This window comes from Nitrosovibrio sp. Nv17, assembly GCF_900119085.1.
Lineage (GTDB): Bacteria > Pseudomonadota > Gammaproteobacteria > Burkholderiales > Nitrosomonadaceae > Nitrosospira.
The window spans coordinates 114,394-126,602 of record NZ_FPIQ01000003.1 but is presented as its reverse complement, the minus strand read 5'-3'; the positions used below and the strand labels follow the sequence as shown (position 1 = coordinate 126,602).

Below are 12,209 nucleotides of genomic sequence, written 5' to 3'. Positions count from 1 at the left end.
GGGGGCTGTCAACGGTTGAACCCGAGCGACGCCAGGCAGCGCTTCACGGCCTTGCGGTAAGGCCTGGGCAGGAGGCGCTTGTACAGCTTGGCCATCGCTGCCACCACCCCCGCTCCGATGCGGTAGCGCAGCGTGATATAGACGAAGTCCGACGGAAGATAACGCCATACCTGATGGCGGTTGAGCATCAGATCGGTCGCTCCCAGCCGCAGGGCATGCGGCAGGAGGGTGTCGCCGGAGACGGGCGGGCAGGGTGGATCGAAATGGGTACCGGTGGAGAAGCACTGTCGGATCGCGCCGGCGGGATCGTCGCCGAAATGGCGCGGATGATTGATCCACAGGTTGGGTCGCATATCGGCTTCGAAGAAGTACAGATCCCCATCGATATCGGAGCGGATCGAGCCGATGTTGACGAAGCCGTCGGCGCCCAGTGCGCCGCCCAGCGCGTCCAGTTGCTCGAACACCCCTTGCTCCAGCCCGGCACGGGGTACGTAGCGCCTGATGGAGGTGGGGCCGAATTCCGAGGTGCGCCCCTGCTGCATGGAATAGGCAAAGTGGACCAGCCTGCCCTGCCGGTAGAAGGCTTCCATGGATACCGTGACACCCGGCACCCTTTTCTGCACCAGGACGGGATACGGCGCGATACCACCGGCGAGCGCCCGTGCCTCGGCGTCATGCGTGGCCTCGAAGATCCCCAGTCCGCCCGATGATGCGTCGATCTTGACGAATACGGGATAGCCCAGTTCCCGTATCGCAGCCTCGAGTTCATGCCTGTCACGCGCGGCACGGAAATCCGGGGTCGGGATTCCATGTTTCCGCAGGATCTGGCTCAGTCCGATCTTGGAATAGATGTGGATAAAGTCATCGGACGACATCACCGGCAGCAGCACCGATTTCTGCGCATCGGTCAGGCCGGAGCGCATGATCCTGCCCAGCGTGGGATCGTCGCAGGGGACCACCAGCGCGTAGGGATGGCGGATCATGTCGGTGGCTGCCGCAAGGAAGGATGCGTCGTCCCGGGCGAGGACGTGCTGCCGGACGAGCCGGTGTTTCTTGAAACCGGCGTGGATCGAGAGCACGTCCACGATGAAGCCGGCCCGGTTCAGAAAATCGAGCACGGTCAGCATCAGTTCCGGCCAGTAGCCGCCGATGAGCAGGCATTCGGGTTCGCGGGCCATGAAGAGGATCGGGGATGTTGCGTCCTGACGAGGTTCGTACATGCGGCCGGGTTCATCCTGCATCCGTGCTCCACGGATGCATGGAGGGTGGACGGACGGATTGGCAACATGACCGTGCCGGTTTGCGCGAGAGGGATTCTACCCCATTTTCATAGGACGTCCATCGCAAGCCACGCACTGGAGTCCATCGTGGCCGCCGCCAACCATGGGGCTCATCGGTAATGCGGGATGTGGATGCAGCGGCGTACCGGTGGCTACATGTTGATCACCATCCTGAACCATACCGTGCGGCCGGGTTCGTTGAGGCGGCCGAAATTGACGAAGCCCGGTGGGACGTCGCCGATTCTGCGGCTGAGGTGCTCGTAGTAGGTGCGCCCGAAGATATTGTCCATGCCCATGCTCAGCTGCGCCTGCTTAATCGGCTTCCACGACATTGACATGTTGGCGGTGGCGAAGCCCGGCGTGGGATCGGGATTGTCGATGCCCAGAGAGTTGCCGAAGCCGGGATCGATGCGTGTCTGCCGCATCACCGCCCGACCGCCGAGCGTCGCGGTCAGCGTGCCGCGCTGGAAGATGACGCCGAAGCGGCTGTCCAGGGGCGGTGTTTGCGCCAGGGGGACGGAGCCATGCCCATGGCCGGTGAGATTCTCCGCGCGGATCCACGCCAGGTTGCCGAACAGCTTCCAGTTGGGGGCGATCTGGCGGATCAGGTCGAACTCGACGCCGACACGATCGACGTCCACGTTCGCCGAGCGGATGCCCTGGTCGATCAGGATATAGTCGTGGACGCGGCTGCCGAAGACGGTGACGGACCCCTGCCAGGTGGGGTGGCTGATCGAGAGGCCCAGATTGATTTCTCGGTTCTTTTCCTTCCTGAGACCGAAGCCGTTGAAGCTGGCGCGTTCCAGGTTGCTGGCGGGGCGCTCGCCGTTGGCGATGGAGATGAAGCCGACGGTGGCGGGAAGGAATTCCTTTTCCACCCGGATGAAGCCGCTGTTGGCAACGTCGTCGCGCTGGCTGTACGAGGTGGGATAGATGGTCGTTCCCAGGAAGTCGCGCATCTCGCCCGAAGCCGTGTGGAAGTAGTCGCGCCGCACGCCCAGCTTGATGGTCGTCGCGTCGTCCACTAAGTGCGTGACTTCGGTGAACACCGAGTTGTTGATGGTATGCAGATCGTAGAAAGGGGAGAACAGGTTGGTGATGGTACAACTCGAATCGAAGCAGAACGTTCCCACCGAACGATTGCTGCCGACGTACTGCTCGTCCCGGTGTTCGTAGCCCACGACCATCTCGGTGCTGGCGTGCACGTCGAAGGTGGCCGCCATTCGCGCCGAGCGCCCGCGGTAGTCCTGCGTCAGCGTCCTGCGGCTGGTATTCGTGATCACCGGTGGGGGATTGGGATTGAGGTGCTCCACGGTCACGGGCCTGAGCGTGAAGTTGTCCATGAGGTGGTCGAGCTTGCGATCGAAAAACTGGACTTCCAGCTTCCTGAAGCGGCCGGCGATGTTCTTCACCACGAAGCGAGCGCCCAGTATTTCGCGTTTGAAGCTGATGCCGTCCCCCATCAGGGAAAAGGCGGGAAAAGCCACCTGGGCGTCGCCCTGTTCGGCGCTGAATTCCGCGCTGATGTCGCGTGTCGGGGTCAGCGTGGCGACCAGCTTGCCGGAGTGCCGCTTGAAGAAGGAGAAGAATTCCCTGCCGCTGCCATCCTTGTAGTTGTCCCCGCGCGAGAAGTTCACCACGCCCCGCAGCTGGGCCAGCGGTGCGCCCACCGTGACGTCCGCCGTCAGGTCACGACGGCCGAAGCTGCCCAGGCCGCCCGCCAGGCGGCCCTGCACGCCCGGTTTTTCGAATTTCTTCGGATTTTCGTTGAAGATCACCAGTCCACCCATGTTGGAGCCGTAGAGCACGCTGTTCGGCCCCTTCACCACGGTGATGTGGTCGTGCGCATCGGGCTGGATGTAGGAGGTGGCGGGATCCGTCCCATGGTTGGCGGCGGCGGCTTCCAGGCTGTCGTTCATGACGATTCCCAGGCGGGGGCCGCCCAGGCCGCGCAGGTAGATGGTGCCCGAGGTGCCTCCGATCTTGGAGTACGAGAATTCCGGCTTCTCGCGCAGGAATTCGGCGGCGTCGCTGCTGGGGCGGGAGGTCCACTTGAGGGATTCCGTTTCCACCAGCGGCTCCTTCTGGCGGCCGGCCGATACGTTGATTTGCGGCAGCACCTCCTGAGCCGTTGCGTTATTGCCGGCGAGCACGAGGCATGCTCCGGCCAGCATGTGCCTGAGGATGGCAGGAGAGAGCGGATCGCGCGGGCGGCAGGCGCGGCGGGACTGCATCGGCGGGAAGCTTTCGGAGCGTGCGGAAAGTCGTCGCAGACGAACGAGGGCCGCCCCCAGGGAGCGGCCCCGGCGTCTTTGCTACGACCCCAACGGAATCAGGCGCTGCGGCGCCGGTGCGTCCAGGTGCCCACCAGGCCCAGCCCGGCGAGCAGCAGGGCCCAGGTTTCGGGCTCCGGGATCGGTGCCGCCTGGAAGTTCACGGAAAGCACGATCTGATCGCGGAAGGGATCGCCCATGCTGGCCATGGGCGTCGCGTGCCACATGGAGGTGTTCAGGTTGACGTAGATGTTGTCCGCGTCGAAGGTGACGTGCGAGGGCAGGAAGCCTTCAACGAGATTGCCGTAGGCACCACGGATATAGGCCGTATTGGTGACCGTGACGTCGAGGATGTCCGTGAGCTGGCCGTTCAGATCCGAGATACGGAAGCCGATGAACGCGGGGCTGCCGTAATTCATGAAATCGGCGGTCTTGTCCCAGGTGAAGGTCACGGTATTGTCCGAGGTGTCGATCGCCCATTTGGACAGGCTGGCAACTTCCACTGCGCTTGCGCTGCCCGTTACCTCAGCCTGTCCGATGACGAAGAAAGACGCGAGATCGGTGTTCGATACGCCGTAGTCCACGCGGAATGTCTGGCCGTCGAAGGTGTCGGCGTCCGCCGCATGGACGAATGAGGTGGAGAGAAGCAGACAGCCGGCCGCGGTGCCAAGGTATTTTTTATAGGTATGCATGATGATATCGTCTCCTTTTTGGAAGGATGGGGTGTGTTACGCGTGATGCCTCGGAAAAATCGATGTGCGGCGGCCCAGTCCGCCCAGCAGGCCCAGGCCCGCCAGCAGCATGGCCCAGGTTTCCGGCTCGGGGATGGGGGCCGCCTGGAAACTGACTTCGAGCGCGATGCGATCGCGGTACCGGTCGCCCATCTTGCCCGGTTCCGGTTCGAAGTTGTGCCACATGGAGGTGTTCAGGTTGATGTAGACGTTGTCCGCGTCGAAAGCGAGATTCGAGGGACCGAAGCCTTCTATCAGGTTGCCATAGGTCGACGGGACGTAGGTTGAATTGGCGATCGATACGCCGGTGATGTCCGCCAACTGGCCGTTTGTATCGGAAATGCGGATGCCGATGAAGGGCGCGATGGAAGGATCGTTCATGTAGTCGCGTTCCTTGAGCCAGGTGAGCGACAGGGTGTTGCCCGTGGCATCGATCTCCCAGTACCAGAAGTCCGCCAGCTCGATCGAGGTTGCGTTGCCAGTCACCGCAACCGTTTCCCAGGGATCGGACGCGCTGCCGGTTCCGAAGACGTAGCTGATGGAAAAGGTACTGTGATCGAATGTGTTGCTGGCGGCCTGCGCCTGGAGCGGAATGGCAGGCAGAAGTGAAAACGAGAGCGCCGTGACCACGGATCTTGTCATTTTTGTCATGGAGTGCTTCTCCCTAAAAAAACTCGCAATACCGGGGTATTGCGAGCAACGCGGGTTGAATCGACGATAAATGGTGAAGCCTCAGTTCCGATCGGCGGAACTGCGCCGCCGGGCGATGGTGCCGACCAGGCCCAGGCCGGCCAGCAGCATGGCCCAGGTTTCCGGTTCCGGAACGGGCGCCACGTCCAGGGTGGCGCTGAAGCCGTACGCCCGGTTGCCCGCGCTGGTGCCGGCCCCGGCATAGGTGGCGCCACCCACGACCAGCGAATAGGTGCCGGCGTCCAGGGAGAAGGTCTGGCTCACGAACCCGTCCGCCACGCCGTCGCTGACAATGCCGGGGAAGGTGCTGGCGTGGCCAAAGTTGGCGAAGGTGCCGTCGACCGCATAGCCGATGAACGTCAGGAAACTGGTCTCGCCGGCATCGTTCGCCGTCTGGAAGCTGCCCAGCGCATTCCAGTAGCCTTCTGTCGCCGCCAGCGGATTCTCCGGCGTCGGTTGCGCGTCGCGCCAGGCGAAGGCGGGTTCGGAATAGTCGTGGGCGAGATAGGCCGCCAGCCCCTCATACAGGGAAAATCCAGGCAGCAGCACCCCGCCTTGGGGATTCGGCGTCAGCGTGTTCGATTGCACCGAAACGGTGACGCTGGCGGCGTTTTCCAGCGTGAAGCTGAGGAAGCGCCCCTTGTGACTGTCACCCCAGTCGGCGTCGGCGGCGTCCGCCCAGCCATAGTGGCCGTCCACGGTCCGATTCGCGAGCGTGGACGAAGCGGTGGTCGATCCGGTGAACGTGCCGAAATCCTGACCGGTGTAGTCGACGTGCGCCAAGGCCGGCAGCGGCGCGACGCCCGAAAGAAGCAGAGCGATGCGTAATGATCTTTTCATGGCATGAATCCTCTTTGTTTATTCTGGTAAGACCGCGGCCAGGAACCTGGATTTCCGCATGGACGGCCGATAAAGCTTGTATCCAGTATCGATTGCGGTCGAAGGCAAGTCAATGTGGCAAATTGTCGCAGGCGGCGGCGTCATCTGCCGGGTCTGGTGCCTGAACTGGCGATGGATTTCTCCCGGTCAGACACCAGGATTGGTTGCGTCAGCCTCTGCCGGCGCGTCGCCGCACCATGGCGCCCATCAGGCCCAGGCCGGCCAGCAGCATGGCATACGCTTCGGGCTCCGGCACCACGGCGACCGTGCCGGACACGCCGTAGGGCAGCAGTGGCAGGATGTCCTGGTTGGCGTAGTCGGCGCCCCCGACGAAGATGGAGTAGTCGCCTGCGGCCAGCGAGAACGTTCTCGACACGTACTGGTCGGCGACGCCGTCGGCGCCGGCAATGAGGCCGGTGCCGTAGTCCACGCCCAGGCCGTCGTAGATGTGGCCGATATAGGTGAACTGGCTGGCGGGATCATTGTTGTCGTTGGTGATGGCCCAGTCGGTCAATGCCCGGAAGGAACCTTCGGTGTTGCCGGCGCCCGCGATCGCGTCGCGTATGGCGACCGAACCGGCTCCGCCGTCATGATCCGCGCCGAACGGGGCAACGTGAGCCAGCCCGGCGTAGAGCGAGAACCCGGGAATCAGGCCGCCTTCCACGGCGGTGGGATTGGGATTGGCCTCGGTGGGGGCGGGCGTGAATACCTGTGCCTGGAATGAGATGTTCACGGTCGCGTCTTCCGTCAGCGTGAAGCGGTAGGCGCGCAGACGGTGGCTGTCGCCCCAGTCGGCATCAGTGCCGTCGATCCAGCCGAAATTACCGGTGGCCGACTGGTTGGCGATGGTCTGTGAGGCGCCGAGGGTGCCGTCGAAGCTGCCGAAGTCGCGCCCGCCATAGCCGATATGTGCCATGGCCGGCAGCGACGTCATGCCGGCGAGGAGCATTGCGTATCTGATTGTCTTGTTCATGGATATTCCCTTTAATCTAGGATTGTCGATAACGGAAGCGCCGGAACGATTTTTCTCCTGCGCAGGAGGATATTAGCGGAGCAATCGGAATAATCAATGTGACATATTGTCGCATATGACAAAAGATTTTCATCCGAGCAGCATCAGCATCCTCGGGTCGATGCGCTCCATGAAGAGCGTACGATAGGCTTCCGACTTGCGGGTCTGCCAGCGCTCGAGCGGGTTGTGGTCGTCGGTGAGGATGATGCCCGCGCCGAAGGATCCCGCATATTCCTGGTCGAGCAGCCACTGCGCGCCATCGTGGTTCGTACGGTCCAGTTCCAGCGGCTGCCGGGAGACCAGAAAGACAAAGTCGGTGAAATCCTTCTTGACCGTGGTGAAGACCCGGAGGTGGGGGAATACGCTTTGCAGCGTCCGCCGCACCGCGGCGACCGCCTGGGAGCCCTCGCCCGAGGCGAATCCGACGTAGTTCAGCGCCAGGATGCCATCGTCCTTCAGGAGCGCCTTCAATTCCAGCAGCATCTCGCGGGTGAGCAGGTGAACGGGCTCGGAGCCGCCGGTGAAGCAGTCGTGCATGATGTAGTCGTACCGGTTCGGCAGGCGTTTGATCTCGTAGCGCGCGTCCCCCACGACGAAGGCCCCGGTCGGACGGAAGCCGAAGTGATTGCGCGCGGCGTCGGCGACTTCCGGATCGATCTCGATGGTGTCGGTCTCGATGCCCGCCGCCGCGAGGTCGCGCGCGACGTGTCCGCCACCCAGGCCGATCAGCAGCGCCTGCCGGGTATGCGGCCGGAACAGCGGCAGCACCCTCAGGATCGCCTGATAGCCCAGGATGCTGCGGCCGCTTGATTCGTCGACCGCGCTGATGACAGAAGCATCCGACAGCAGCAGGCGGAAGCCGTTGGCCTCGTCCACCACCACCCTCACCCAGCCGTAGTGGCTCTCGCTTTCGTGGATCAGATTGAATCCGGGCACCCTGTCGCGAGCCTGCGCGAAGCCGGCCAGCGTCAGGCTGCCGAGGAGCGCGGCGGCGGCCAGTGTGGGCCAGCCGTCGAAGCGGCGGGTGCCGGGGGGGCGGTCCACCAGCGCCAGGATGGCCGCGAGGGCCACGAGCCCGAGACTGAGGGCGAAGATCACGCTGCGGGTGCCGAATTGCGGCAGCAGGTAGAAGCCGAGCAGCAGCGTGCCCGCGACGCTGCCGACCGTACTGATGGCGTAAACCGCGCCCGAGGCGGTGCCGACGTGCCGGAGATTCCATGTCGAGCGCTTGATGACGCACGGCCCCACCATCGCCAGGCTGGTCAGGGGCAGGGTGAACAGAACGAGGGCGCTGGCGAAGGCGCCCATGCGCATGCCCCACGAGTCGGTGGCGCCGAGCACGGCGGACGCCGCGAACGGGATGGCTAGCGTGGCCGCTGCCGCCAGGAGGATGACATGCGGCAGCCGTATCCCGGGCAGGCGGTCCGCGATGGTTCCCCCCACGTAGTAGCCCAGCGCCAGCGCGATGAGGGTCACGGCGATGATGGAGGACCAGACGTAGAGGCTGACGCCGTAGAATGCACCGATGATGCGGGCGCCCAGGAGTTCCAGCACCATCACCGCTGCGCCGGTGATCATGACCGTAACATATAACGGCATCCTTGCGTCGGTATCGCCGTGGGAGTCGGCGGTGATGGAAGGTCGGGGGCTTGAAGGGTCCTGTGTCATGTGGTGGCCGATCGGTCAGGAAGCGGGAGCGAACGGAAAACACGATCTCGCGGCGGAACGAGCGGACGGGACTACGATCCAGCCATGGCCGCGCTGACGTCCCCCGCGTGCGTGTGGAGGGGCCGGGCACGATCAGCCACGAGGTTGAGCGTCGGCCCATCGTCGGCCATAAAGTATTGATTGGAAGGGGTGGCTCGTCAATGCGGCATATTGTCGCAGTTGCCCGGTCCGCAATGGCCAGCGGCATGAGCTGCAAGCGTCCGCTGCGACAATATGCCGCATTCCCGGAGCATATCGTGTGCGGTACACTGCGCACGGGTCATCCGTGACGCCATCTGCGCCATGCTCGCGCCATTTTCTTCCATTATTCATGTGCGACAGGCGGGCTTTGTTGCATCGATAATGACATTAGAATATTTTTGATGAAGGTGCGGACGAGGTGATCTGTTTGCGCAGCCTATGGCCGATCATGGTTGCAGGCCTCTGCCTGGCGGCGGCGCTGGCGCTGGGAATGGCGATCGGATTCCCGTCTGTGGCGGCGCAGGATGTCGACAGGATGGCGGGAGTGCGTGCGCAGGACAAGGTGTTGCGGGGCGATGCCAAGTGCACCCGCTGTCACGACGAAGACGAGAAGTATCCCGTCCTTGCCATCGGGCGGACCGCGCACGGTACCCTGGCCGACAGCCGTACCCCGACCTGCACCGCGTGCCATGGCGAAAGCGGCGACCATGCGGATGCGCCGGAAAAGCATCCGTATCCCGACCGCTGGTTCGGCAGGGATTCATCCCAGTCGTCCGACGAGCGCAGCGAACCCTGCCTGGGATGCCATCAGGGCGGCTCACGCATGCACTGGGCCGGCGGCAATCATGCCAACCGGGACGTAGCCTGCACCTCGTGTCACCGGATACATGCTTCCCACGACCGGGTGCGCGACCGCCTGACCCAGTCGGAGGTGTGCTTCACCTGCCACAAGGCGCAGCGCATCCAGGTGAACCGGCCCTACCGCCATCCGATCAGGGAGGGCAAGATCGCCTGTTCCGACTGCCACAACCCGCATGGATCCGCAGGGCCTGCCATGATGGTGCGCGACGGCATCAACGATACCTGCTATGCATGCCACATGGAGAAGCGCGGTCCCTTCGTACGCAACCACCAGCCGGTGCAGGAGAATTGCGCCATCTGCCACGACCCGCACGGCACCACCGCGCCCGGCATGCTCAGATCGCGCACCCCCTTTCTGTGCCAGGAGTGCCACGAGCCCAGCACCCACCAGGGCAGCATCGGATCGCTCGCCGCCACCGGCGGGCGCGACAAGAACACCCTGGCGCGCGGCTGCCTGAACTGCCATACGCAGGTCCACGGCAGCAACAGTCCCCTGGACGAGCGCAACGAGCGCCTGTTCCAGCGGTAGGGGGCATGCGGCGTGAGTCCGGGATATCGGCGAATCTTCCGGCTCACGGTCGCCGCCGTACTGCCGCTATCCTGGGGGTTGGCTTCGGCGGCGCAGGCCGGGGCCGATGGCGAGCGCCTGTTGCGGTTGACCCGGCCGGGGGGCACCGTCGAGATCGGGACAGGCTACCTGTCCAGCGACGGGATACGCTTCGGCCAGTACAGCGGCGTGCGGGAGGAGGGCGCCTACGGGTTGCTGAACGTGGATGCCGCCAGGCGCTTCGACGCGTCGGGTACCTGGCTCAGGCTCACCGGCCGCAACCTTGGGTTCGACAACCGCGAGTTGCGGTTCGAGCACCGGCGCCAGGGCAGCTGGGGATACCATATCGATTTCAGCCAGACGCCGCGCTACGAGCCGTTCACCGTGCATACCGCGGTGACGGGCATCGGCAGTCCCACGCCCGCCATTCCCTTTCCATCCCGCCCGGGCGAGCCCCATGTCCTGAAGACGGAGCGCAGCGCCGTCGGCTTCGGCGTCAACCGGAGCTTCGCGGGGAAGCTGGACCTGCAGCTGTACTTCCGCAACGAGGAAAAGGACGGCGCGCGCGTGTTCGGGCGCGGCACGCGTCCCAACCTGGCGGGAGTCTTCGAATTCGTTCCCGAGCCGATCAACTCCACCACCCGGCAGTTCGGCGCCACCCTCGGCTACGGCGGCAAGCGCCTGCAGGTGTCCGCCGGCTACTACGGCACCGTGTACGACAATCGCTACACGGCGCTCGACGTCGCGGGCGGCAGCCCCGTGGGCGGCGGAAACGCGCTGAATGCCTACACGCCCATCGCGCTACCGCCCGACAACCAGTCGCACCAGGTCTTCGTGACGGGCGGCTACAACCTGACGCCGACCACCCGCGGCACCTTCAAGGCGGCGTACACGCACGCCACCCAGAACAACGTCTTCGCCGGCGTGCCGCTGCTCACGCCCGGCATCGGGACTAGCCTGCGGGGAAGGGTGGGCACCCTGCTGCTGCAAGGCGGCGTGACCGCACGTCCGCTGCCGAAGCTTTCCCTGCTGGCGAACATCCGTTACGAGGATCGCGACGACAGGACGCCCATCCTCGACTACAACCCCTTGGCAACCGGCAACTACGGCTATCTCGGCATCAACCAGCCGTTCTCCATGAAAACCTTGAATGCCCGCCTGGAGGCGAGCTACGCCCTGCCCGCGGGCCTGCGTCTCACCGGCGGCCTGGATTTCGACCAGAGACGGCGCGAGTATGGCATCCCCATCGTCGTGCGCCACCGGCCGCGCACCGACGAACGATCCTACCGCGTCGAGCTGCGCCGCTCGATGTCCGAGACGCTCACCGGATCGATCTCCTACATCCACAGCGATCGCGACGGCTCCGGCTTCATGGGCACGGCGACGCCAGGCTATCCTGACCTGGTATCGCCCATCAATCTCGCGGACCGCTCGCGCCACCGGGTACGCGCCTCGATCACCTGGACGCCGATGGATCCGCTGACGCTGCAGTTTGCGATGAGTGAATCGCGCGATGACTACCGGCATCCGGACGCCGGCCGGCTGGGGCCGCAGGCGGGCATGTCGCGGGACTATGCCCTGGATGCGACCTACACGTTCTCGGACGCGTGGCAGGCGACGCTCTGGTATTCACGCAACGAAACCCGCCTGGAGCAGTTGTCGCGCACCGATCCGGCCACGGCTGGCGGAAGGCTCTGGGCGGCAGCACTGGGCAACCGCAGCAATTCGTTCGGATTGAGCGCGAACGGCAAGCCCAGCCACAGGCTGGACGTCGGGAGCGACGTGTACTATTCCGACATTACCGACCGGTACAGGCAGCGGGCGCTCGCGGGCCCTGCCATCGCTTCGCTGCCGAACATCTCCACGGAACTCGTCAACATGCGGCTGTACGCGAAGTACGCGCTGCTGAAGAATGCGGGCCTGCGCCTCGACTATATCCACAACCGCTTCCGTACCGACGAGTGGACCTGGACGGGCTGGACCTTCAGTGACGGAACCCGGCTCAGCCAGAATCCAAACCAGGTCGTGCACTTCATCGGCATATCGGGATACTACAGCTGGTGAGCGGAAAAGACCGGAACCAGCGACGGGCGCACACCCGGGCCGGGAAGGGCGCAGAGAAAATGGTTCATGGCGGCTCGCAGGGGGCTTGTTGGCCGCCATGAACCATGGGCGTTTCCCTGAGCGAGAAAGCGCCAGGCGCAGGAAGGGAAGAATAGAAGGAGTACGAACGTCAGGCCGGATCCT

Annotated in this window: 9 protein-coding genes; 2 read left to right on the top strand and 7 right to left on the bottom strand. The window is 64.3% G+C overall.

Annotated elements, in window-relative coordinates; genetic code table 11:
- Window positions 1-8: 8 nt before the first annotated feature.
- The 7 genes from BT108_RS03235 to BT108_RS03205 all read right to left on the bottom strand — a co-directional run bounded on the left by BT108_RS03235 (window position 9) and on the right by BT108_RS03205 (window position 8,533).
- Window positions 9-1,241, bottom strand: coding sequence for an ATP-grasp domain-containing protein (locus BT108_RS03235; RefSeq protein WP_072293109.1), 1,233 nt, complete (start codon window positions 1,239-1,241; stop codon window positions 9-11).
- Window positions 1,242-1,432: 191 nt separating this feature from the next.
- Complete coding sequence (locus BT108_RS03230) at window positions 1,433-3,514, bottom strand: TonB-dependent receptor domain-containing protein (protein ID WP_083566139.1); 2,082 nt, start codon at window positions 3,512-3,514, stop codon at window positions 1,433-1,435.
- Window positions 3,515-3,612: 98 nt separating this feature from the next.
- Window positions 3,613-4,245, bottom strand: coding sequence for a PEP-CTERM sorting domain-containing protein (locus tag BT108_RS03225; RefSeq protein WP_072293107.1), 633 nt, complete (start codon window positions 4,243-4,245; stop codon window positions 3,613-3,615).
- A gap of 36 nt (window positions 4,246-4,281) precedes the next feature.
- Window positions 4,282-4,935, bottom strand: a complete 654-nt coding sequence (locus BT108_RS14080; RefSeq protein WP_072293106.1) for a PEP-CTERM sorting domain-containing protein — start codon at window positions 4,933-4,935, stop codon at window positions 4,282-4,284.
- 81 nt (window positions 4,936-5,016) lie between these two features.
- Entirely contained in the window at window positions 5,017-5,814 is a 798-nt protein-coding gene (locus BT108_RS03215; protein WP_072293105.1) for an FxDxF family PEP-CTERM protein, read from the bottom strand.
- A gap of 208 nt (window positions 5,815-6,022) precedes the next feature.
- Window positions 6,023-6,826: an FxDxF family PEP-CTERM protein gene (locus BT108_RS03210; RefSeq protein ID WP_072293104.1), complete on the bottom strand. Its 804-nt coding sequence runs from the start codon at window positions 6,824-6,826 to the stop codon at window positions 6,023-6,025.
- A gap of 129 nt (window positions 6,827-6,955) precedes the next feature.
- Window positions 6,956-8,533, bottom strand: a complete 1,578-nt coding sequence (locus BT108_RS03205; protein ID WP_218184802.1) for a fused MFS/spermidine synthase — start codon at window positions 8,531-8,533, stop codon at window positions 6,956-6,958.
- A 469-nt stretch (window positions 8,534-9,002) separates the two neighbouring features.
- On the opposite strand from BT108_RS03205, the gene BT108_RS03200 reads away from it, so the two are divergent.
- Window positions 9,003-9,944 (top strand): DmsE family decaheme c-type cytochrome, encoded by a 942-nt coding sequence (locus tag BT108_RS03200; protein WP_072293157.1) that lies wholly within the window; start codon window positions 9,003-9,005, stop codon window positions 9,942-9,944.
- Window positions 9,945-9,956: 12 nt separating this feature from the next.
- Window positions 9,957-12,026 (top strand): MtrB/PioB family decaheme-associated outer membrane protein, encoded by a 2,070-nt coding sequence (locus BT108_RS03195; RefSeq protein WP_083566138.1) that lies wholly within the window; start codon window positions 9,957-9,959, stop codon window positions 12,024-12,026.
- The last annotated feature ends 183 nt before the right edge of the window (window positions 12,027-12,209 follow it).

What these genes read in the sequence shown, in the direction of transcription:
- BT108_RS03215 (WP_072293105.1), bottom strand. Translation starts at nt 5,814, where the DNA reads ATGAAAAGATCATTACGCATCGCTCTGCTTCTTTCGGGCGTCGCGCCG.
- BT108_RS03210 (WP_072293104.1), bottom strand. Translation starts at nt 6,826, where the DNA reads ATGAACAAGACAATCAGATACGCAATGCTCCTCGCCGGCATGACGTCG.
- BT108_RS03200 (WP_072293157.1), top strand. Translation starts at nt 9,003, where the DNA reads ATGGTTGCAGGCCTCTGCCTGGCGGCGGCGCTGGCGCTGGGAATGGCG.
- BT108_RS03225 (WP_072293107.1), bottom strand. Translation starts at nt 4,245, where the DNA reads ATGCATACCTATAAAAAATACCTTGGCACCGCGGCCGGCTGTCTGCTT.
- BT108_RS14080 (WP_072293106.1), bottom strand. Translation starts at nt 4,935, where the DNA reads ATGACAAAAATGACAAGATCCGTGGTCACGGCGCTCTCGTTTTCACTT.
- BT108_RS03235 (WP_072293109.1), bottom strand. Translation starts at nt 1,241, where the DNA reads ATGCAGGATGAACCCGGCCGCATGTACGAACCTCGTCAGGACGCAACA.
- BT108_RS03230 (WP_083566139.1), bottom strand. Translation starts at nt 3,514, where the DNA reads ATGCAGTCCCGCCGCGCCTGCCGCCCGCGCGATCCGCTCTCTCCTGCC.
- BT108_RS03205 (WP_218184802.1), bottom strand. Translation starts at nt 8,533, where the DNA reads ATGACACAGGACCCTTCAAGCCCCCGACCTTCCATCACCGCCGACTCC.